The sequence below is a fragment of the Modestobacter sp. SYSU DS0290 genome (assembly GCF_054050955.1).
Genome location: NZ_JBJHAI010000002.1, coordinates 87,644 through 109,011, shown reverse-complemented (window position 1 = coordinate 109,011; position 21,368 = coordinate 87,644). Strand labels below are relative to the sequence as shown.

The following is a 21,368-nucleotide window of genomic DNA, read 5'->3' as shown; positions in this document are numbered from 1 at the left end:
GCGGGCAGGACGACCGGCGTGATCCGGTCACCCCGGGGCAACCCCGGGGGTCGTGTCGTTGCTCAGCATCTCGTCACCCGCCCGGCCGTGCGCTCCGCGCACCTGCTGACGCCTCGATCAGGGGCTGGCTGGCCGCCCCGTCGCCCACCCCGCCGGTGACCACCCCGCCGGTGACCGCGCCGACCGACCGGCAGGCGGCGACCACCGCCTCCGGCATCGCCGTGGCGCTGCTGGGCGGGCGCTGGCGGCGGCGGGAGATGGTCCGCCGGACGGCCGTCGCGCTCGGGTTGCCCCGGGCGCCGCGGTGGGTGGGCACGCTCGTCGGCGAGGTGCTGGCCGCCTACCGGGACGCCCCGGTGGACCGGCCGCGGGAGCTGTCCGCGTTCGTCCGGACGACGGAGGGCTGGCGGCGCGGCTGGACGGTGGCGCCGCAGCCGCGGGTGGTGCGCTGGCAGCCGACGACCACCGAGGTCGCGTTCCGCCGGTACGGGGTGACGGAGCTGCCGGACCTCGCGGCGCTGGCCCGGCTGCTGGACCTGGACGCCGGGGAGCTGGCCTGGTTCGCCGACGCGCACCGGCTGGAGCGCACGGTGGGTGAGCCGCTGCGGCACTACCGGTGGACCGCGCTCTCCTCACCGGACCGGACCCGGCTGGTGGCCGCACCGAAGCCGCGGCTGAAGGAGGCCCAGCGCCGGCTGCTGCGGCACGTGGTGGGCCCTCTGCCGGTGCACGCGGCGGCGCACGGCTGCGTGCCGGGCCGCTCGGTGCGGACGGCGGTGGCGCCGCACGCGGGGGCGGAGGTGGTGCTGCAGCTGGACCTGGAGGCGTTCTTCCCGAGCATCGCGGCGGAGCGGGTGCGCGCGCTGCTGCGCACGGTGGCCGGGCTGCCCGAGCCGGTGGCGCACGCGGTGACCGGGCTGGTCACGACGGTGGTGCCACGGTCGGTGTGGGGAGCGGTGCCGGTCGGCGCGGACGTCGACCGGCACTTCCGGGTCGGCCGCCGGCTGGCGGTGCCACACCTGCCGCAGGGGGCGCCGACGTCACCGGCGCTGGCGAACCTGGTGGCGTACCGGCTGGACCGGCGGCTGGCCGGGCTGGCCGCCTCGTTCGGCGGCGAGTACACCCGCTACGTCGACGACCTGACGTTCAGCGGCGGGCGCGGTCTCGACCGGGGGCGGTTCGAGGCGCTGGTCGGGGAGGTCGTGGCCGAGGAGGGGTTCCGGCTGAACGCGGCGAAGACCCGGTCGACGACGTCGGCGGGGCGGCAGTCGGTGCTGGGCGCGGTGGTGAACGTGCACCCGACGCTGCCGCGGACCGAGCGGGACGCGCTGCGAGCCCTGCTGCACAACTGCGCGGTGCACGGCTGGCGTTCGCAGGTGCGCGACCGGGACCCGGCGACCTTCCGCGAGCACGTGCTGGGGCGGATCGCCTGGGCGGCCTCGATCGACCCGGGGTTCGGAGCGCGGGCCCGGCGGCTGGCCGACCGGATCGACTGGAGCGCGTGAGCCCGCGCACCCCGGTGCCCCGCCGGCGGGGCGGAGTCCCGACCGTGGTCGCCCGGTGACATCGTGGGGCGGGTGAGAGCGGAGTGACGAGGCGGTTGCCCCCGCACCTGGACCCACGCGCCGGTCGCGGCCCGTCCGGAGGTGCTGCCGGGAGCGGCGCCGGGCGTGCTGCCGAGGGGTCGCGGTCGGTACGGCTCACCAGGGTCGCGCGGTCGGTCGCGGCCGTGCTCAGCGCGCTGGTGCTGGTCGGCAGCGGGTGGGGCTGGTACCTGGTCCGCGTGGCGGAGGCGAGCGTCAGCCGCACCGATGCCATCCCCGAGACCGGCAACACCGACGTCAACGGCGACGACCACGCCGGCTCGGAGATGAACCTGCTGCTGGTCGGGATGGACTCCCGCACGGGGCTGACCCCCGAGCAGCAGGCCGAGTTCAGCACCGGCGACCCCGACGGGGTGCTCAACACCGACTCGATGATGCTGGTGCACGTGCCGGCCGACGGGTCGGGCGCCTCGTTCGTGTCGCTGCCGCGGGACACCTACGTCTCGATCCCCGGCCACGGCGAGTCCCGGCTCAACTCGGCGTACGCCCGCGGCTACAACGCCGCGGACGGCGACGAGGCCGCCCGGGACGCCGCCGGCGCCCAGCTGCTGGTCCAGACGGTCAGCCAGTTCACCGGGCTGGAGATCGACCACTTCGCCGAGGTCGACCTGCTGGGGTTCATCAACCTGAGCTCGATCGTGGGCGGGGTCGAGGTGAACCTGTGCCGGGCGACCAGTGACCCGCTGTCCGGCGCCGACTTCCCGGCCGGCGTGCAGACCATCAGCGGCGCCGACGCGCTCGCGTTCGTCCGCCAGCGCCACGGGCTGCCGGGGTCCGACCTGGACCGGGTCGTGCGCCAGCAGGTCTACATCGCCGGCATGCTCCGCAACGTCCTCTCCTCCGACCTGCTGTTCGACCCGGGCAAGCAGAAGGCGATCGTGGAGCAGGTGGGCAGCAGCGTCACCTTCGACCAGGGGCTGGACGTCTTCGACCTCGCTGCGCAGATGCAGGGCGTGCAGCCGGACCGGATCACCTTCCAGACCATCCCGGGGCTGTCGGAGGCCCGCATCGACGGCGCCGAGGTCCTGGAGCCGCCGAGCCAGGAGGTGCTCAACGAGTTCTTCGCCTCGCTGAACGCCGCGCCGGAGGAGGAGGAGGAGCCCGCCGCACCGGCCCCGAGCAGCACGGCCCCGTCGGTGTCGCCGGCGTCGGTGACCGTGAGCGTGCTCAACGGCTCCGGCGTCTCCGGTGCGGCGGCGACCACTGCCGAGGCGCTGGCCGGCGCCGGCTTCGGGGCGGACAACGGCGGCAACGCCGATGCCACGGCGACGACGACGGTCAGCCACCGCGCCGGCGACGAGGCGGCGGCCGCGCTGGTCGCCGCGCAGGTGCCCGGCGCGGCCGTGGCGGTCGACGACGGCCTGGCCCCCGGCACGGTGCAGCTGGTCATCGGCGCCGACTTCAACGGCATCGGCCAGGCGGTGACCGCGCAGGCCCCTGCCGCACCCAGCAGCGACGCACCCACCGGGCGGACGGCAGCCGACTCCAGCTGCATCAACTGACCGGCGCCGTCCTTGACACCGCCGGACGCTGGACGGGTGACCGACGAGACGATCCGCGCGTGAGCTACCGACCGATCCGGAACGCCCGCTGGCTGATCCCGCTGCTGTTCGCCGTCTTCGGTGTCGCCGCGGTGGGGTTGACCATCGCCACCGCGCAGGGCGAGGGGCCGCCGTGGCCGTTCCTGCTGCTGTGGCTGGGCGCCCTGGGCTGGAACGCCTGGTGGTTCCTGCTCCGGACGTGCGTGGAGCTGGAGGTCGCCGGCGCCCAGCTCCAGTGGGCGACACCGCTGCGCGCAGGCGCCGTCTCGCTGCTGGACGTCGCGCGCATCCGGCGCAGCCGGCTGTCCGACCAGCTCGCGGTGATCGAGCTCCGGGCGGGACGGCCGCTGCTGGTGCCGGTCCGGTACGGCTTCGCCGCCCTGGAGCGGGAGATCATCGCCGGCGCCCCCGGCGTGGCGGTCGAGCAGCCCTAGGCACCGGCGCCGCGGGAGGCGAGCAGCCAGATCAGCTCCCCGGCGTCGTCGGTGGTGCTGCGCTGCCGCTGGAACCCGAGCTTCTCCAGCACCCGCAGTGACGGCGCGTTCTCCGCCCGGACGGTCGACCAGATCCGGGGCCGGCCGGTCGCGAACGCGGCGTCCAGCACGGCGCGGGCCGCCTCGGTCGCGTACCCCTGGCCGTGATGGCGGGGCAGCAGCTCGTAGGCCAGCTCGGGCTCCGCGACCGAACCCCGGCCGACGACGACCGCCGCGTAACCCAGCGGCTCGCCGTCCGGGCGCCGGCGCAGCACCAGCGCGCCGATGCCGTGCGTGGCCCAGAGCTGCTGCATCACGGCGATCCGCTCGCCGGCCTCCGCGACGGTGCACGGCGCACCGCCGCGCGCGGTGAACAGCTCGGCCAGCCAGGGGGCGTCGGCCGGCTGCTCGGGGGTGAGCACCAGCCGCGGCGTCTCCAGCCGGTCGGCCATCAGCGGGAGGACCGGCTGGCCGGTCACCCGAACCGCCCGGCGCGGAAGGCCCCCAGCAGCGGGCTCGGCTCGCCGCTGACGATCTCCTCGGCGAGCAGCTCCCCGACGACCAGCGCGAGCGTCGCACCGCTGTGCGTGAAGGCGACGTGCAGCCCGGCCACCCCGGGCACCGCGCCCAGCACCGGGTGACCGTCGCCGGGGATCGGCTTGCGGCCCACGCCGATCGAGTCCGCGGTCAGCGCGGGGTGGCCGGCGAGCAGCCGGGTGGCCTCGGCCAGCAGCCCCTGCACGGTGGAGTCGGCGACCTCGAAGGTGCCGTCGTCGCGGCGGACCACCTCCTCCTCCGACCAGGCGGCGTCCATCACCAGCCCGCCGCCGGGCGCCGGGCGCAGCGCCACCCGCGGGGTGTTCAGCACGGCGCGCAGGGCGTGGCCGACCGGCGGGGTGCGTACGAGCAGGGCGTTGGAGGTCGCGTCCGGGACGGTCACCCCCAGCTCGGCCAGCGCGACGGGCACCCCGGCGCCGGTGGCCAGCAGGACCGCGTCGGCCGGGACGACGTCCCCGGTGCCGGTGCGCACGCCGGTCACCCGGCCGCCGTCGACGACGACCCGGCAGTGCCCGGCGCGGGTGCGCACCTCTCCCCCGGTGGCGGCGAGGTCGCGGGCCAGGTGGGCGATGAGCGAGGGCAGGTCGACCCAGCCCTCGCCGGGGTTGAGCACGGCGCCGTCGTCCGGCAGCGCGGCGACGTCCAGGCCCGGGACGCGGGCGGCGACCTGGTCCGGCGTCAGCCACTCGGCCGGGTAGCCGACCGCTCGGTGGTGCGCGAGCGACTCCCGGACACCCTCCCCCCAGCGGAGCCCGCCGTCGAAGCGCACCCAGGGGACGTCGAGCGCGCGGTAGCGCGCCAGCCCGGCCGTCCGCAGCCGGTGGTACTCGGCGGGGTACGCGCCGGCGGAGTTCAGCCAGGACAGCGACCGCCCCGACGCGCCGTCGGCCAGCTCGCCGTCGGTCAGCAGCGTGACCCGGGCACCCCGCGCTGCCAGCTGGGCGGCGGTCGAGACGCCCAGCACTCCCCCACCGACGACGACCACCTGCATCCGCGGATCCATGTGGCCAGGTTCCCATCGACGCCCGGCATGCATCGCGCCGGTCGTTGGTTGTCCTCACCATCCGCACACCGCGGCCGCACCGGAAGAGGAGCAGCGTGACCACGACGACGGCGACCGCGGGGGTCGGCTTCCGCTCCGAACGAGGGCCGGTGCTGATCGGCGTCATGCTCGCGACGGCCCTGGTGGCGATCGACTCGACGATCATCGCCACCGCCGTCCCCTCGGTGGTCGACGACGTCGGCGGGTTCGCCGAGTTCCCGTGGCTGTTCTCGATCTACCTGCTGGCCCAGGCGGTCACCGTGCCGGTGTACGGCAAGCTGGCCGACCTGTTCGGCCGCAAGCCGGTCATGCTCGTCGGCATCGGGCTGTTCCTGCTCGGCTCGGTGCTGTGCGGGTTCGCCTGGAGCATGGGGTCGCTGATCGCCTTCCGCGCCCTGCAGGGGCTGGGGGCCGGCGCGGTCCAGCCGATGGCGATGACGATCGTCGGCGACCTCTACTCCCTCGCCGAGCGGGCGAAGGTGCAGGGCTACATCGCCAGCGTGTGGGCGATCAGCTCCGTCGTCGGCCCGACGCTCGGCGGGGTGTTCTCCGAGTACGTCAGCTGGCGGTGGATCTTCTTCGTCAACGTCCCGTTCTGCCTGCTCGCGGCGACCATGATCGGGCGCCGGCTCACCGAGACGGTCACCCGCAGCCGGCCGCGGATCGACTACGCCGGCGCGGGCGTGCTCACCGTCGGCCTCACCCTGCTGGTGCTCGGGCTGCTGGAGGGCGGGCAGGCCTGGGCGTGGGCGTCGCCGCAGAGCGTCGCCGTGCTGGCCGCCGGCGTCGTCCTGCTCGCGGTGTTCGTGCTCATCGAGCGCCGGGCCGCCGACCCCGTCGTCCCGCTGGCGCTGTTCCGGCACCGGCTGATCGTCACCACCAGCCTGGTCTCCGCCGCCGTCGGCGCGGTGCTGCTGGGGCTCACCACCTACGTGCCCACCTACGTGCAGGAGGCGCTGGGCACCGGTCCGCTGGTGGCCGGCTTCGCGCTGGCCGCGCTGACCATCGGGTGGCCGATCTCGGCGTCGCTGTCCGGGCGGCTGTACCTGCGGATCGGCATCCGGGCCACCGCGCTGCTGGGGTCGGTGGTCGTGGTGGCCGGCGCCGCCCTGCTGCTGCTCCTGGACGCCTCCTCCAGCGTCGTCCAGGTGGGCGCGACGTGCTTCGTGATCGGGCTGGGCATGGGGCTCACCGCGGCGCCGACGCTGATCGCCGCGCAGTCGGCGGTGGGCTGGCAGCAGCGCGGCGTGGTCACCGGCACCAACATGTTCTTCCGCTCGATGGGCAGCGCCCTGGGCGTCGCCGCCTTCGGGGCCGTCGTGAACGGGACGCTGGGCTCGGCGTCGCTGGAGTCGGCGGACGTCGGCGCGGAGGCACTCACCGACGCCGTCCACGGGGTCTTCGTCGCGACGGCGGGCGTGGCCGTGCTGCTGCTGGTGGCCGTCGCGCTCATGCCCCGGGAGGGGCGCTCCACCGGGCCCACCCCGGCCGAGCCGGCCCCAGCCGGGCCCACCGCCGCCGCTTGACGGTCAGGCCGGCGCGCTGCTGAGTCCGGCCACCCCGAGGGTGCGGATCAGGTCGAACCGGGAGGCGTCCTCGGTGCCCGGCTCGGCGGTGTAGGTGACGATGCGCAGGTCGGTGCAGTTCGCAGTGAAGATGTCGCAGTCCAGCGTCACCGGCCCCACGGCCGGGTGGGCGAAGGTCTTGCTCTTCGACCGGTGCTCCACGACCGTGCCCTCGGCCCACATCCGCGCGAACCGGTCGTTGCCGTGCAGCTCGGTCAACAGCGCCCGCACAGACACGTCGTCGGGGTACCGGATCACCGCGGTGCGCAGGTCGGAGACGAGGGCACGCTCGTGCCGTTCCTCCTCGGCGGGGGTCCACACGACCTGCGGGGTCCGGCCGGCGAACTGCGCGGCGATCAGGTTCTCCCCCGGTTGGACGGGACCGAGCAACGCCTCCGAGGCGGCGTTGAGCGTCAGCAGCGTCCAGTGCGCGGTCCAGACGCTGACGGCGACGTCCGGCAAGCGGGCGATCAGCCGCTGCACGCTGCCGGGGATGTGCGTCGGCACGGCGCTCGCGGCCGGGGCGGGCAGCCCGGCGGCGAGGTACAGCTGGTCACGCTCGCAGTCGGCGACCTGCAGTACCCGGGCGAGCGACGCGACGACCTGCGCCGACGGCCGCGCCGCGCGCCCCTGCTCCAGCCGAACGAGGTAGTCGACCGACAGCCCGGCCAGCAGCGCGACCTCCTCGCGGCGGAGGCCCGCGGTGCGCCGCTGCCCGGCCGGGAACCCGACGGCGGCGGGCTGCAGCCGCTCCCGCCACGCGCGCAGCAGCGTCGCCAGTTCCCCTCGGTCGGTCATGCGCCCATCGTCGTCCACCGTGGGCGAGCTGGGTGGTACTGCCGTTCCCCCCGTCGAACGGGACCACCGGACACCGCCGGTCCGGGGGCACTGTCGGTGGCATGACGACGACAGTGATCACCGGTGGGAACAAGAGCCTGGGCTACGAGACGGCCCGGCGGCTGAAGGAGCACGGGCACCGGGTGGCGATCGGCGCCCGCGATCCTGAGCGCGGGCGCCGCGCGGCGGAGGAGCTCGGCGTGGACTGGGTGCAGCTGGACGTGACCTCCGACGAGTCGGTGGCCGCGGCGGCTGCGGAGGTGCGGGAGCGGTTCGGCGGGCTGGACGTGCTGGTCAACAACGCGGGCATCGCCGGGCCGATCGGCGCGGTGGAGGACTACACCGCCGCTGACCTGATGGCCGTGCTGGACACGAACACCGGTGGGATCGTCCGGACGACGCACGCCTTCCTGCCGCTGCTGCGCGCGTCGGCGGCGCCGGTGATCGTGAACGTGTCCAGCGGGCTGGGCTCGTTCGCCGCGCGCTCCGACGAGTCCCGCATCGAGCACTCCGTGCCCTCGCTCGGCTACTCGGCCAGCAAGGCGGCGGTCAACATGCTCACCTCGATCTACGCCCAGTTCCTCCCGCAGCTGCGGGTCAACACCGTGGACCCGGGCTACACGGCCACCGACTTCAACGGCCACGCCGGCCCGCAGACCGTCACCGAGGGCACCGGCGCGATCGTGGCGATGGCCACGATCGGCGCGGACGGCCCGACCGGCACCTTCACCGACCGGCACGGCGCCGTCGGCTGGTGACCCTCCGCCTGGGCCCGGGCTGTTCCCGGCCGGGCCCAGGCGGCGCGGGGCGTCGTCCGCTGGGCACCCCACACCGCCCGTTCCCGTCAGGAGTCGGTGACGGCGGCGGTGTCCCGCTGCGCGCGGACGGCGTCCAGCCGGGCCTCGAGGGCCGCGGTCATCCCGGCCCACGAGTCGCTGCCGAGCACGAGGCGCAGCGGCGCGGGGTCCCGGTCCACGCTGTCGATCATCGCGGCGGCCATCCGGGCCGGGTCCCCGATGACGCCGGGCGGGCCGCCGTCCCGGAAGGCGCGGACCGCCGCCGCCGGCGAGTCGTCGTAGGCGTCGAGCGGCACGGCGAAGCGCAGCCCGCTGGAGCCGAAGTCGGTGCGGGCGCCGCCAGGCTCGACGATGGTGACGCCGATGCCGAACGGTGCCACCTCGGGGGCCAGCGCCTCGCAGAAGCCCTCGATGCCCCACTTCGAGGCGTTGTACAGCGAGGAGCCGGGCCACGCGGCCTGGCCGGCCATCGACGACAGCTGGAGCACCCGCCCGCCGCCGGCGGCGCGCAGGTGCGGGAGCGCGGCGCGGATGAGCTGGACCGAGCCGAGCAGGTTGGTGTCGAGCTGGTGGCGCACCTGCTCGTCGGTGAGCTCCTCGGCGGCGCCGAACAGCCCGTACCCGGCGTTGCTGACGACGACGTCGAGCCGGCCGAAGCGGGCCCGCGCGTCGTCCACGACCGGGCGGATGCGGTCGGTGTCGGTGAGGTCGAGGCGCTGGAAGGCGAAGGTGTCGGGGTGGGTGTCGACGAGGTCGGCGACCGCGTCGGGCCGCCGGACGGTGCCGACGACGCGGTCGCCGCGGGCGAGGAGCTGCTCGGCGAGCTGGCGGCCGAAGCCGCTGCTCACCCCGGTGATGAGCCAGGTTCGTGTCATGCGCCCAGCGTCGGGAGGCGGTGCGCCGGCAACCAGGCCCCCGGGGAGGGGGTGCCGGCAGGGACAGGCAGCGGGGCGCCGCGGCGACCTACGGTTCGAGCATGGCGGAGAACCTGATCGGCGAGTACCTGCGGGCCAGGCGCGAGCGGGTGCGTCCCGAGGACGTCGGGATCCCCGTGACCAACCACCGCCGCGTGCCGGGCCTGCGCCGCGACGAGCTGGCGATGCTCGCCGGGGTCAGCACCGAGTACTACACGCGCCTGGAGCAGGGGCGTGACCGGCACCCGTCGGCGCAGGTGCTCGACGCGGTGGCGCGGGCGCTGGGCCTGGACGGCGCGTCGACCGCGCACCTGCACGACCTGGCGGACCCGGCGCCCCGCCGCCGGCGCGCGCAGCGCCGTGCCGAGCGGGTGCGACCGAGCGTCACCCAGCTGATCGCGTCGTGGGAGCACACGCCGGCCTTCGTGCAGGGCCGCCACCTCGACGTGCTGGCCGCCAACCGGCTGGCGGTGGCGCTGTCGCCGCTGTTCACCCCGGGCACCAACCTGCTGCGCACCGTGCTCCTCGAGCCGGGCGCCTTCGGCTCCCCGGCCGAGCTGGAGGCGGCCGCCGTCGACCTGGTCGCCGTGCTGCGGAGCGCCGCCGGCCCGGACGTCGACGATCCGCGACTGGCGGAGCTGGTCGGCGAGCTGTCGGTGCGCAGCGACCTGTTCCGGCGGCTCTGGGCGCGCCACGACGTGCGCCGGCACCCCGGCGGCGGCGTGTACCGGATGCAGCACCCGCAGGTCGGTGACCTGGAGCTGCGCTACGACAAGTTCGCCGTCGCGGACGCCGACGACCAGGTGCTGGTGGTCTACCAGGCGGAGCCGGGTTCCCGGTCGGCCGAGTCACTGGCCCTGCTCGCCACGATCGCCGGTGCCGGTGCCGAGGTCGGGCACCCCGGCGACGACTCGCAGTCGCCGGACGTCTCCCGGCCGGGCACGGCCGTCGGTGCCGCACCGGCGCTCGTCCGCCGTCCTCAGGCGCCCAGTGAGAGGAGCAACCAGGCGGCTCCCCCGGCAGCGGCGATGAGGACCGAGACCGCGTAGGCAGCGACCCACTGGAAGCCGCGGACGCGCGCACCGCGGTCGGGCACGAGCTCACGAAGTTCCAGCACGGGGGCGGGGCTGCGCCGGTACCAGCCGCGGACCACGACGTCGGTGTCCAGCAGGTCGGGCACCCGGAGCAGGCCGAAGAGGCTGCGCGCGAAGGGCCACGGCTGCAGGTACAGCACCGGCACGAACCCCGACTCGTCCTGGACGACGAGGTCGGGGCTGAGCGCGTAGCCCGGGGTGCCGCGGCCGATCACCCGCCCGCGCAGCTCGACGGGCAGGCCGGTGACCGGGCTGGCGTCGAGCCGGGTGAGCAGCTCGGTGACCCGGGCCTGGGGGCGGCTCGGCCCGAGCGGCCGCGCGAAGGCGGTGCGGACGAACAGCGCCGCGCCGCCGACGGTGGCGGCCTGGGCGAGCAGCAGCCAGTCGTCCAGACCCCAGGCGACGGCGCCGACGAGCAGGGCGATGAACGGCAGGTACCGCACCGGGAGCTCCAGCCAGAAGCGGCGCCGCGCGCGGGCCAGCTCGGGGCCCTCGCACGACTCGGCCACCGCCCGCGAGCTCCAGCGCTGCGGGGCACCGGGCAGTCCGCTGTCCTCCAGGGACGCGATCCGCCGCACGATCAGCGGGTGGGTGCTGAAGAGCTGGGTGAAGCGGGCCCACGGATTGCAGGTGTCCCAGCGCAGGGCGCCGATCACCTCCATCGGCTCGAGCCCGCGCTCCCGGGCGGCGAGCACGGTGGCACCCTGCGCCTGGTCGGCGATGCCGAGCACCCCGACGGCCCGCACCCGCTGGTGCCGCCGGTCCTGCTTGGCCAGCTCCTTCTGCCGTTCCTTCTGCTTGCTCTGCTTGGCCTCGTGCGCGGCGGCCGCCCGTTCGGCGTCCACCTGGCCCATGCCGTAGCCGATCTTGACCAGGGCGGAGCAGAGCGCGTCGCCGTGCCCGGTGACCGAGCAGCTGTAGTGGTCGGCCCCCAGCTCCCGTGCCCGGCTCAGCGACAGGACCACCAGCTGGGACAGCAGGTAGCCGAGGAACCCGATCACCGCGGGGATCGCCGTGTTGGCGTTGTTGCTGCTCCGCAGGGAGAGGTACACGTAGTAGAGGACGACGGGCACGGTGCCGGCGATCGCCATCACGACGACGTCGTTCTGCCGCACGTGCCCGACCTCGTGGGCGACGACGGCGTCCAGCTCACGCTCGTCGAGGCGCTCCAGCAGTCCGCGGGTCACGTAGATCCGGGCGTTGCCGCGGGTGTGCCCGAAGGTGAAGGCGTTGGGCGTCCCGTCGTCGACGATGCCGAGTCGCACCGGGCGGACGCCGGCCTCGGCGCAGCGCCGGGCGACGAGCGCACCGACCTCGTGGTCGGTGTCGTAGCGGTCGCCGGTCCAGGCGATCCGGGTGGCGGGGATGAGCCACTGGATGAGGTAGGGGGCGATCGCGTACTGCGCGGCGACGACCACGACGGCCAGCACGATCGGCACCCAGAGGGGCGCACCGAGGAGCAGGAGAACGCCCCCGCCGGCGGCGAGCAGCGCTCCGAGCAGGGTGAGCGAGATGGCGGAGTGGCGGAGCACGTAGCCGGTCATGGGTGGCTTCCCGAGCGTCGACGACAGAGCCGTGGTGCCTGGTCCCCCCGCTCCCCGCAGCATGATCACGGGTCGCGCCGGGGACAGGCTCTCCTGGTCAGGCAGCGCCCGCAACCCGCTGCCGGTGAGTGTTGCGAGCCGGGTTCCGAGACGCGGCCGAGCTCCGGAGCGGCGGTTCCGACGCTGATCGGTGTCGTGGCCCGACGCAGCGCGCCGCCGTCCGGGCGCGTTGGGCGCTGCCGGACGCCCGGAGATCGGACACGCGTCAGGTCAGCAGGGGGCCGACGAGGATCTCGGTGCCGTCGGGGCGCCGGGTGCGCCATCGGCCGCCGGGATCTCGTTCGACCCGGAAGCCGTGGTGGACCTTGGTGTGGTGCCGTTCGCAGAGCAACGCTGAGTTCTCCAACGACGTCTCGCCGCCGTGCAGCCAGTGGATCAGGTGGTGGACGTCGCACCACCAGCTCGGAGCGCCGCAGCCGGCGAACACGCAGCTCTCGTCCCGCCGCTCCACTGCCTTGCGCAAGCCAGGGGTGACCACCCGGTGGTCCCGGCCCAGATCCAGCGGGGTCCCATCGGGGCCCATCACGATCCGGGAGATGCTGCCGTCACAGGCCAGGTAGCGGGCCCGGGCGGCGGAGATGGTCGCCCCAAAGCTCAGGTCCGCCGCACCCGCGCCGGTGGCCGGGTCGACCAGGTCGTCGAGGTCGATGCCCACGACCACGTGCGGCTTCACCGTCCGCAGGGTCGGCAGGTTGCCCGAGGCGAGCTGGTTGTCGCACAGCTGCACCAGCGCATCGGCGTTCTGCTGCGCCCGGGTCCGGCTGTCGCCCTTGGGGCGGTCGGCCTGCATGATCGACTCGATCGCCGCCTGCACCTTCTCCCCACCCACCGCGTCCAGGTCGAAACGGCCGGTGACGCTGCCATCGGCGTGCTTGGCGATGGTCAGCCGACGACCCTCCGTCGGGTCCGGCTCGGGGCCGTCGGGGTCCAGCGCGTCCTCGAATGCCTGCACCGCGGCGACCAGCGACTGGTGCGGCGACTCCGCCGCCACCTGCGCCCACACCCGGTCGAACGCAGCCAGGTCGATGCCCTGCTCGGCTGCCCGGGCAACCTCGGACTCCCCCACCTTCTCGGCCACCACGTTCCGCGCACCGCACCGTGCGGGTCAGCTCCGCGGCGACCCGGTTCTGCACGGCCACCAACTCGGCGATCCGGTCGAGCACGCCGCCGTCCGTCAGACCGTGCAGATCGTCGGCCGCCAAGGCGTCGAGAGCCGACATCAACTCGCTCACGACACCTCCCACTGCGTTCGAACGTGTGTGCGAAGACTATCGCGGATGAGGTGGTCGCTCAACCCGAATCCGCAGGTCAACGCCCTGTCCACAGATGTTCGAGACACCTTGACAAGCCGCGAGAGACAAGCCGCGAGGCAGCAGTGCCCCGAGGTCCGATGAGCGGCCGACCACGACCGCGCCGCCGCTGAGCGACGTCCGATGTCGAGAATCCGCGACCGGTTCCGTCCCCCGGGTGTCCGCGGCCACGATGGGCCGCACCACCACCGAGGAGATCCACGATGGCCAAGTACCTGATGCTCAAGCACTACCGGAGCACGTCGAAGTCGCTCGACTGCGCGCCGATGGACCGGTGGACGCCGGACGAGGTCTCGGCCCACGTCCAGTACATGAACGACTTCGCGGCCAAGCTGACCGAGACCGGCGAGTTCGTCGACGGGCAGGCCCTGGCTCCCGAGGGAGTGTGGGTGCGGTACGACGGCGAGGGCCGCCCGCCGGTCACCGACGGGCCGTTCGCCGAGACCAAGGACCTCATCGCCGGGTGGATGGTGATCGACGTCGACAGCCACGAGCGGGCCGTCGAGCTGGCCGGCGAGCTGTCGGCCGCTCCCGGGCCGGATGGGGAGCCGATCCGCGAGTGGCTGGAGCTGCGGCCGTTCCTGGGGGCGCCCCCCACCATCACCGAGTGACCCCACCGGTGGACGACGTCCTGGTGCGCAGCCTGGTGCCGGGCGTGCTCGGCGTCCTCGTCCGTCGCGGAGCCGACTTCGCGGCGGCCGAGGACGCCGTCCAGGAGGCGCTGGTCGAGGCGGTCCGCACCTGGCCGGCCGCCCCACCGCGGGACCCGACGGGCTGGCTGGTCACCGTCGCCTGGCGCAAGTTCCTCGACGCGACCCGGGCGGAGGCCACCCGCCGTCGCCGGGAGGAGGCGGTCGCCGACCAACCGCCGTCCGGGCCGGTGCCCTCGGCGGACGACACGCTGCAGCTGTACTTCCTCTGCGCCCACCCGTCGCTGACGCCGGCGTCGGCGGTCGCGCTCACGCTGCGCGCCGTCGGCGGGCTGACCACCCGGCAGATCGCCGCGGCCTACCTGGTGCCCGAGGCGACGATGGCGCAGCGGATCAGCCGGGCGAAGCGCACCGTCTCCGGCGTCCGGTTCGACGAGTCCGGCGACGTCGCCACCGTGCTGCGCGTGCTGTACCTGGTGTTCAACGAGGGCTACTCGGGCGACGTCGACCTGGCCGCGGAGGCGATCCGGCTCACCCGTCAGCTCGCCGCCGCCGTCGACCACCCCGAGGTGGCGGGGCTGCTCGCGCTGATGCTCTTGCACCACGCCCGGCGCGCCGCCCGGACCGCCCCCGACGGCAGCCTGGTGCCGCTCGCCGAGCAGGACCGCCGCCGGTGGGACACCGCGCTCATCAGCGAGGGAGTCCAGGTGCTGCAGGCCGCCCTGACCCGGGACCGGCTCGGCGAGTACCAGGCCCAGGCCGCGATCGCGGCGCTGCACGCCGACGCACCCACCGCCGCGGAGACCGACTGGGTGCAGATCGTCGAGTGGTACGACGAGCTGGTCCGGCTGACCGGCAGCCCGGTGGTGCTGCTCAACCGCGCCGTCGCCGTCGGAGAGGCCGACGGTCCGCGCGCCGGCCTGGCGGCGCTCGCCTCGGTGGACGCCTCGGTCCCCCGCTTCGCCGCCGTCCAGGCGTACCTGCACGAGAAGGACGGCGACCGGGCGACGGCGGCGCGGCTCTACGCCGAGGCGGCCGCCCTGGCGGGCAACAGGGCCGAGCGCGACCACCTCACCCGCCAGGCTGCCCGGCTCAACTCCCGCCACTGAGGTCGCGGGCTCGGCTGATCTGGTCGGTGGTCAGGACGCAGATCGCCCCGTCAGGGCGCTCGGACCAACCCCTCCTGGTAAGCGATGACGACCAGCTGGGCCCGGTCGCGGGCACCCAGCTTCGTCATCGCCCGGTGCACGTGGGTGCGCACGGTCAGCGGGCTCACGACCAGCCGGTCGGCGATCTCCTGGTTGGACAGGCCGAGCGCGGCCAGCCCGGTGATCTCGCGCTCGCGGTCGGTCAGCCTCGGGAGCAGTCCGCGCGGCAGGTCTCCGACGCCGTCCGGACCGGCCAGGAAGCGGTCGATGAGCACCCGAGTGGCGACCGGCGAGAGCAGCGCCTCCCCGTCCACGACCGTCCGGATCCCGGCGAGCAGCTCGGCGGGCGTGACGTCCTTGCCCAGGAAGCCGCTCGCCCCGGCCCGGAGCGCGTGCGCCACGTGCTCGTCGGACTCGAAGGTGGTCAGGATCAGCACCCGCGTGCCCGCCAGGTCGGGGGCGGAGCAGATCTGCCGGGTCGCGGCGAGGCCGTCCAGGACCGGCATCCGGATGTCCATCAGGACCAGGTCCGGCTGGTGCCGCCGGGCGAGGTCGACCGCCTCCTCGCCGTTCGCGGCCTCGGCGACGACCGTCAGGTCGTCCTCGGAGTCGATCAGCATGCGGAACGTCGAGCGCAGCAGCGCCTGGTCGTCGGCCAGCAGCACCCGGATCATCGGGCTCCCTCCCAGGGCTTCAGCGGGGCGGTGAAGGTCACGGCGTACCGATCGGACCCGACCGGGCCGGCCTGGACCGTGCCGTCCAGCGCGAGCGCGCGCTCGCGCATCCCGATCAGCCCGTAGCCCGATCCCACCGGTCCGGGCCGGACGCCGGTGTTCTTCACCTGAACGCAGAAGGTGTCCTCGGTGCGGCGCACGGTGATCGTCACGGACGGCCGGACCGCGTGCTTGGTGACGTTGGTCAGCGCCTCCTGGACGACCCGGTACGCGGTGACGTCGACCAGCCGGGGCAGGCACTCCAGCGGCCCCTCGCGGACCACCGTGACCTCGATGCCGGCCGCCCGGCACGGCTCGACCAGCTCGTCGAGCTGGTCGAGGCCCGGTGCCGGCACGGTGTCCACCGGGGGGTCGTCGTCGAAGGTGCGCAGCACGGCCACGGTGGCCTTGAGCTCCTGGAGCGCCGCCGACGTGGAGACGCTGAGCCCGGCCAGCAGCTCCCGCGCCTGCTCGGGACGCTTGTCCAGCAGGTGGTCCGCGGCGCCGGCCTGCGCGTGGGCCACCGTGAGGTGGTGGGCGACGACGTCGTGCAGCTCGCGGGCGATGCGCAGGCGTTCCTCGCCCACCCGGTGCCGCACCTCGTCGTCCCGGCTGCGCTCGGCGTCCTCGGCGCGGGCCTGGACCACGTCGAGGTAGGAGCGGTGGGCCTGGGCCGTGCGGCCGGCGAACACCGCCGGCAGCAGCCACAGCGCGACGCCGACGGTGCGCAGCACCAGCGAGCCCCCGGTGGGGGCGTCGGTCAGCCCGCCCAGGATCACCGCGGCCACCGCGGACCCGGTCCACCAGGCGACCGCCCGCACCGACCCGACGACCGCGAGCCAGTACAGGCAGCCGATCAGCGGGGCCAGCAGCAACGGCGTCGGCAGGTAGCCGAGCGCGCACGCGGCGGTCTCGCAGCAGATCGCGACGGCCGTCGCGGCGCGCGGCCGCCGGGCGGCGGTGAACAGCGCTGCGCTGGCGACCAGGCTCAGCAGCACGCCGGGGACGAGCACGGCCGGACCGACGATCCCCTGGGTGCCGATGCTGGCCCCGAGGGCGGCGAAGAGGAATGCGACGAGCGCGGCCGCCGCGTCCCGCACCCCCGGCCTAGTGCTCATCAGCGGTTGCTCAGCGCCAGGTCGGGTCGCGCCTCGGCCTGCGCGGGGGCCAGCGACGCACCCTCCACGTCGACGCGGGGCAGCAGCCGGTCGAGCCAGCGCGGCAGCCACCACGCCCGCTCCCCGAGCAGTTGCAGGACGGCGGGCACCAGCGTCAGCCGGACGACGAAGGCGTCGAAGAAGACCGCCGCGGCGAGCCCGAGACCGACCATCTTGATCAGCGGTTCCGACGCCGCGGCGAACCCGCCGAACACCGCGATCATGATGACCGCGGCGGCGACCACGACCTTCGAGCTCTGCCCGAAGCCGGTGCCGACTGCCTGGCGGGCCGGCACGCCGTGCACGTGCGCCTCCCGCATCCGCGACACCAGGAACACCTCGTAGTCCATCGCCAGCCCGAACACGATCCCCACCAGCAGGATCGGCATCAGGCTCATGACCGGGCCAGTCTGCTCGACACCGAGCAGATCACCTGCCCAGCCCCACTGGAAGACCGCGACGATCACCCCGATCGAGGCGAACAGCGAGAGCAGGAAGCCGCCCGCGGCCTTGATGGGCACCCAGATCGAGCGGAACACCACCATCAGGAGCAGCACCGCGAGACCGACGACGAGCGCGACGTAGGGCAGCAGGGCCGACTGGGTCTTCTGCGCCATGTCGATGTCGAGCGCCGTCGTCCCGGTGATCTCGTAGCTGACGCCCTGGTCGCGTTCCACGGCTGGGCGGGCGTCGCGCAGCGACTCCACCAGCGCCTCGGTGCGCTCGTCGGTCGGCCCGGTGGTGGGGACGGCGGTGAGGATCGCGGTGTCCCCCGGCTCGTTGAAGGTCGGGGTCGACACCGAGGCCACGCCGTCGGTGGCCGCGATGCTGTCCGCGACGGCCGCCGCGGCGGTCTCGGGGTCGCCGGCGCCGCGGGCGTCGACCACCACCGTCAGCGGGCCGTTGGAACCGGGGCCGAACGCCTCGGCCCGCAGGTCGTAGGCCCGGCGCTCGGTGGCCGTGGTCGGCAGCGAGGCGTCGCCGGGGGTGCCCAGCTGCAACGACAGCGCCGGGACGGCGACGGCGGCGAGCACCGCGACCCCGGCCACCGTGACCAGCAGCGGTCGGCGCCGCACCAGCCGCATCCACGTGCGGGCCACCGGGACACGGGGGTTCGTGCCCGTCTCTCGCCGCTGCGCCCGCGAGCGAGCCCGGTTCGGGAACATGCCCAGCAGGGCTGGGACCAGGGTCAGCGCGACCAGGACGGCCACGACGACGGCGCCGGCGGCGGCCAGCCCCATCTTCGTTAGCGACGGGATCCCGACCACGAGCAGCCCGGCGAGCGCGATCACCACCGTCGTCCCGGCGAAGACGACCGCGGACCCGGCGGTGCCGACGGCGCGGCCGGCCGCCGTCTCGGCGTCGTCCTGGATGCCGCGTTCCTCCTGGTACCGGGAGACGACGAACATGGCGTAGTCGATGCCGACCGCGAGCCCGAGCATCAGCGCGAGCATCCCGCTGGTGATCGCCATGCCCAGCGGGCCGGCGAGGGCCCAGACGCCGAGGAACGAGATGGCCACCCCGATGATCGCCGTGAGCAGGGGCAGCCCCGCGGCCACCAGCGACCCGAAGGTCAGCAGCAGGACGACGGCCGCGACCGCGACCCCGAGCAGCTCGGTGGCGCTCATGGCGGTGGGGCTGTTGAGCGCCGAGCCACGCATCTCCGCGGTCAGCCCGTCGTCCCGCGCCTGGTCCACCGCTTCCTCGAGCAGGGCGCGCGACTCGTCGGTCACCTCCGCCGACGGCACGTCGTAGCTCACCGACGCAAAGCCGGTCGAGCCGTCGGCGCTGATGCTCGCGCCCGCCGAGGGCGGCACGACCCGGGACACCTGCGGGCTGTCGGCGGCGGTGGCCAGCGCCGCCTCGACGGCCGCCCGGTTCGCCGGCGCCTCCAGCGACCCGCCCTCCGGGGCAACGAAGACGAGCGTCGCCGACGCCGCGTCCGTGGGGGTGTCCGGGAAGCGCTCGGCGAGGAGGTCGAACGCCTCCTGCGACTCGATGCCCGGGATGGTCGCCCGGGTGTTCACCGGGCCCTCGGACGTGACGGCGGCCGTCACCGCCCCGGCGAGGACCAATAGCCAGAGCACAGCGACCGACCACCGCCGTCGGAAGGAGAAGCGGCCGAGACGATCGAGCAGACCTGCCATGTCGGTACACCCCAGTGGTCGTGGTGGTTGTCCCGAGCAGCGTTTCGTCCAGGCAGGGGCCCCGTCGTCGTGCAGGCGCAGGCTCCGTCTACGCAAATCGCAGTAGATGGCGGGGTGAGCGGCGGGCATGACTGCACCTCGTTGGACGGGAGTGCCTGGCATCTGTCGGCACCCGTGGCCCCGCCGGTGCAACTCCCGCCGTCCAGGCAGTTGACTCACTGAGACCTGTGTCGCCGCGTTGCCAGGCACCTCCTGAAGTCAGGTGACCCGCCCAGGCACCGCCTGGACGTCGGCGTTGGTGCTCCGGCTCCGCGTTGCCGGGTCGCCGTTGGCGTCGTCGCCGACAGCAACCCCGCATTGACGCCTCGGCCGCCTCGACGCGGTCCCGGCCACGGACTCCCGGGCGCCGCTCTCGGCGCCTCCTGGCCGCTGGTTCCTGCATTGCGGCCCCGCTCCACTCCCGGAGACGGGGCCGCAAACTCTTGACCCAAACGACCGGTAAGGCTCCGGCTCAGCCACACCCGGCGCGTCCCGGAGACGCCACTCGGTGGACCGACGGAGCCCCACAGCGTGTGCACGCCGCCAGGATCGCTTCATCCCCGCCGTAGGCCCGGTGGCAGCCGATCTCCGTCATGGGCACCCGCCCGCACATTGGACAGTTGAGGGAAGGACGACGGTGGACGACCAGACCTTGGACAACCGGCCAGCCTGACCATCACTTCCGTCGACGCACCGATCCCACGACAACTCGTAGCGCTTGACCGACCGCATTGCCCCCCTGCACGAGCACGGGCACGGGGGACGCAATTGCTTGACCGAGCACCGAAACGACGGACGCGATCGTTTGACCAAAAACCTGCACTAGAACACCAGGCTCGTACTCGTAGGCCCGCCACCAGACTGGCTGTCGAACACCATCAGCCGTCGAGGCGTCCAACCTGCCGCGAAATCGAATCCACGTTATCCCCTTGCCGTCAACGAACGAGGCTCGAACGTCCGGTTGCTGCACCAGCAGTTCGTAGGGAAGAGCAACCTCTTCCCTACCACCCGGGGCTACCAGCGTGTAGGTGACCGTATGGAGAACGTCATCCTTGCCTTTGGGAAGAAAATCGCAAACTACATTCTCAATAATTTCGTCTGACGAGTTGCGAAGAGTGAGGGCATACCTCTCCGACTTCACAACGCGACCGGATGATTCGCGTTCCTCTGGCAGGAGGTCCGCCCATGCCGAGAACTTGGTCGCCTGCTCCCGTAGTCGGAGCTCCGCGTTAACCCTATCTCGTCGCTCCTCGCGGCGATAAGCACCCGCTGCATAACGCGCCGCGATAATGGCGGTGCCGAATGCCGCCCATGACGGCGCGTTACCCCAGTCAACATCAGACAACGAATCTTCCAACGTCACGGCGGCTACTCTGCCAGAGAGTTCACCCGTTCCCGCGCTGCGACGCGACTAGAGGCTTGAGGCTTGAGGCTTGAGGGACAGTCGCCCATTTTCGGCGCACCTATATCACAAGCACGCCCACTCGGAAGACGACGACTTGACGCCGTCCGCGACGCCCGTCACTTCTTGAGCGACTTGCCGATGTCCACGATGGCGTTGCGGATCTCGTGCAGGGACCCGGGAGGCGCGGCGGAGCCCTCTCGCCACTGTCTCAGGTCGAGCGTGTAGCGCAACTGCTCCACGGGGCCGAAGGGGCCGACGGCGTCCACCGTCACCTGGTGTGCCCCTACGATCCCCTCCGACATCACCTCAAACGACACCCCCAGGTTCCAGGTCATCCGTCGGCCTGGGGTCAAAGCCGAAATCCCGGAATCCAACCCTGTGAAGAAGACCCTGTTCTTACGATGCACGTCAACCAAGGGCGGATCGAAGCTGACTCGAACATCCCGGGCCACCGTCGGGCCGCTGTTCTCCACGATGACCTGGATCAATTGGCCGTGGCCGAGGTCGGGGCGAACATCGGCCCAGACGTACGGCTGCGCCGCGTCCCGGTGCATCCGGCGCTGAAGGTCGGTCTGCGCTCTGGATTCCGCAACTTGGTCCCGGGCGCTCCTGGCCTGGTAGATCGCCGCCGCGAGCGCTGCCAATGAGATGCCTGCGGCCACGACCGCGACGACTGCCGATGCATCCATGAGAGGAGCGTCGCAGGTAGCTGTGACACCACCGGCCTACGCGCCGGCACGGGCTCCACCGAGACAGAGCCGCCATCGGCT

19 protein-coding genes are annotated in these 21,368 nt (G+C 73.7%); 8 read left to right on the top strand and 11 right to left on the bottom strand.

Translation table 11 applies throughout. The features are described 5' to 3' along the window. Positions 1 to 170: 170 nt before the first annotated feature. The 3 genes from ACI795_RS03785 (at position 171) to ACI795_RS03775 (ending at position 3,579) form a co-directional block, all read left to right on the top strand. Positions 171 to 1,505, top strand: a complete 1,335-nt coding sequence (locus tag ACI795_RS03785) for a reverse transcriptase family protein (protein WP_457073881.1) — start codon at positions 171 to 173, stop codon at positions 1,503 to 1,505. 224 nt (positions 1,506 to 1,729) lie between these two features. Beyond that, positions 1,730 to 3,106 (top strand): LCP family protein, encoded by a 1,377-nt coding sequence (locus ACI795_RS03780; RefSeq protein ID WP_457073880.1) that lies wholly within the window; start codon positions 1,730 to 1,732, stop codon positions 3,104 to 3,106. 59 nt (positions 3,107 to 3,165) lie between these two features. After that, on the top strand, positions 3,166 to 3,579 hold the full coding sequence (locus tag ACI795_RS03775; protein WP_457073879.1) for a hypothetical protein: 414 nt from the start codon (positions 3,166 to 3,168) through the stop codon (positions 3,577 to 3,579). Here ACI795_RS03775 and ACI795_RS03770 read toward each other — a convergent pair. Together ACI795_RS03770 and ACI795_RS03765 are read right to left on the bottom strand one after the other, a co-directional pair. Continuing rightward, positions 3,576 to 4,097 carry a GNAT family N-acetyltransferase gene (locus tag ACI795_RS03770; protein ID WP_457073878.1) on the bottom strand — a complete coding sequence of 174 codons (522 nt, stop codon included), beginning with the start codon at positions 4,095 to 4,097 and terminating at the stop codon, positions 3,576 to 3,578. The two genes, ACI795_RS03775 and ACI795_RS03770, sit on opposite strands and share 4 nt — an antisense overlap. Then, positions 4,094 to 5,179: an NAD(P)/FAD-dependent oxidoreductase gene (locus ACI795_RS03765; RefSeq protein WP_457073877.1), complete on the bottom strand. Its 1,086-nt coding sequence runs from the start codon at positions 5,177 to 5,179 to the stop codon at positions 4,094 to 4,096. The genes ACI795_RS03770 and ACI795_RS03765 overlap by 4 nt, the downstream gene beginning before the upstream one ends. 95 nt (positions 5,180 to 5,274) lie before the next feature. On the opposite strand from ACI795_RS03765, the gene ACI795_RS03760 reads away from it, so the two are divergent. After that, positions 5,275 to 6,744, top strand: a complete 1,470-nt coding sequence (locus tag ACI795_RS03760; RefSeq protein WP_457073876.1) for an MDR family MFS transporter — start codon at positions 5,275 to 5,277, stop codon at positions 6,742 to 6,744. Between the two features lie 3 nt (positions 6,745 to 6,747). On the opposite strand, the gene ACI795_RS03755 is transcribed toward ACI795_RS03760, so the two are convergent. Beyond that, positions 6,748 to 7,581, bottom strand: coding sequence for a helix-turn-helix transcriptional regulator (locus tag ACI795_RS03755; protein WP_457073875.1), 834 nt, complete (start codon positions 7,579 to 7,581; stop codon positions 6,748 to 6,750). Positions 7,582 to 7,682: 101 nt separating this feature from the next. Between ACI795_RS03755 and ACI795_RS03750 the strand changes: the two genes are divergently transcribed. Continuing rightward, positions 7,683 to 8,378 carry an SDR family NAD(P)-dependent oxidoreductase gene (locus tag ACI795_RS03750; RefSeq protein ID WP_457073874.1) on the top strand — a complete coding sequence of 232 codons (696 nt, stop codon included), beginning with the start codon at positions 7,683 to 7,685 and terminating at the stop codon, positions 8,376 to 8,378. A gap of 86 nt (positions 8,379 to 8,464) precedes the next feature. Here the strand turns inward: ACI795_RS03750 and ACI795_RS03745 are convergent, their stop codons facing one another. Beyond that, positions 8,465 to 9,292, bottom strand: a complete 828-nt coding sequence (locus ACI795_RS03745) for an SDR family oxidoreductase (protein ID WP_457073873.1) — start codon at positions 9,290 to 9,292, stop codon at positions 8,465 to 8,467. 101 nt (positions 9,293 to 9,393) lie between these two features. On the opposite strand from ACI795_RS03745, the gene ACI795_RS03740 reads away from it, so the two are divergent. After that, positions 9,394 to 10,380, top strand: a complete 987-nt coding sequence (locus ACI795_RS03740) for a helix-turn-helix domain-containing protein (protein WP_457073872.1) — start codon at positions 9,394 to 9,396, stop codon at positions 10,378 to 10,380. On the opposite strand, the gene ACI795_RS03735 is transcribed toward ACI795_RS03740, so the two are convergent. Both ACI795_RS03735 and ACI795_RS03730 read right to left on the bottom strand, forming a co-directional pair. Continuing rightward, positions 10,311 to 11,969 carry a M48 family metalloprotease gene (locus ACI795_RS03735; protein ID WP_457073871.1) on the bottom strand — a complete coding sequence of 553 codons (1,659 nt, stop codon included), beginning with the start codon at positions 11,967 to 11,969 and terminating at the stop codon, positions 10,311 to 10,313. The two genes, ACI795_RS03740 and ACI795_RS03735, sit on opposite strands and share 70 nt — an antisense overlap. Before the next feature lie 265 nt (positions 11,970 to 12,234). Further along, a complete protein-coding gene (locus tag ACI795_RS03730; protein WP_457073870.1) occupies positions 12,235 to 13,107 on the bottom strand; it encodes a DUF222 domain-containing protein in 873 nt (290 codons plus the stop codon). A 435-nt stretch (positions 13,108 to 13,542) separates the two neighbouring features. On the opposite strand from ACI795_RS03730, the gene ACI795_RS03725 reads away from it, so the two are divergent. Both ACI795_RS03725 and ACI795_RS03720 read left to right on the top strand, forming a co-directional pair. After that, on the top strand, positions 13,543 to 13,950 hold the full coding sequence (locus ACI795_RS03725) for a YciI family protein (RefSeq protein WP_457073869.1): 408 nt from the start codon (positions 13,543 to 13,545) through the stop codon (positions 13,948 to 13,950). Beyond that, positions 13,947 to 15,098, top strand: coding sequence for an RNA polymerase sigma factor (locus ACI795_RS03720; RefSeq protein WP_457073868.1), 1,152 nt, complete (start codon positions 13,947 to 13,949; stop codon positions 15,096 to 15,098). Before ACI795_RS03725 ends, ACI795_RS03720 begins: the two co-directional genes overlap by 4 nt. Positions 15,099 to 15,148: 50 nt before the next feature. Here the strand turns inward: ACI795_RS03720 and ACI795_RS03715 are convergent, their stop codons facing one another. From ACI795_RS03715 to ACI795_RS03695, 5 genes are all read right to left on the bottom strand, one after another. Next, complete coding sequence (locus ACI795_RS03715) at positions 15,149 to 15,811, bottom strand: response regulator transcription factor (protein WP_457073867.1); 663 nt, start codon at positions 15,809 to 15,811, stop codon at positions 15,149 to 15,151. Beyond that, a complete protein-coding gene (locus tag ACI795_RS03710) occupies positions 15,808 to 16,968 on the bottom strand; it encodes a sensor histidine kinase (RefSeq protein ID WP_457073866.1) in 1,161 nt (386 codons plus the stop codon). The genes ACI795_RS03715 and ACI795_RS03710 overlap by 4 nt, the downstream gene beginning before the upstream one ends. Further along, positions 16,968 to 19,154: an MMPL family transporter gene (locus tag ACI795_RS03705; RefSeq protein WP_457073865.1), complete on the bottom strand. Its 2,187-nt coding sequence runs from the start codon at positions 19,152 to 19,154 to the stop codon at positions 16,968 to 16,970. Before ACI795_RS03705 ends, ACI795_RS03710 begins: the two co-directional genes overlap by 1 nt. Before the next feature lie 715 nt (positions 19,155 to 19,869). Next, positions 19,870 to 20,556, bottom strand: a complete 687-nt coding sequence (locus ACI795_RS03700) for a hypothetical protein (RefSeq protein ID WP_457073864.1) — start codon at positions 20,554 to 20,556, stop codon at positions 19,870 to 19,872. A gap of 158 nt (positions 20,557 to 20,714) precedes the next feature. Then, positions 20,715 to 21,287, bottom strand: coding sequence for a hypothetical protein (locus tag ACI795_RS03695; RefSeq protein ID WP_457073863.1), 573 nt, complete (start codon positions 21,285 to 21,287; stop codon positions 20,715 to 20,717). Between the last annotated feature and the right edge of the window lie 81 nt (positions 21,288 to 21,368).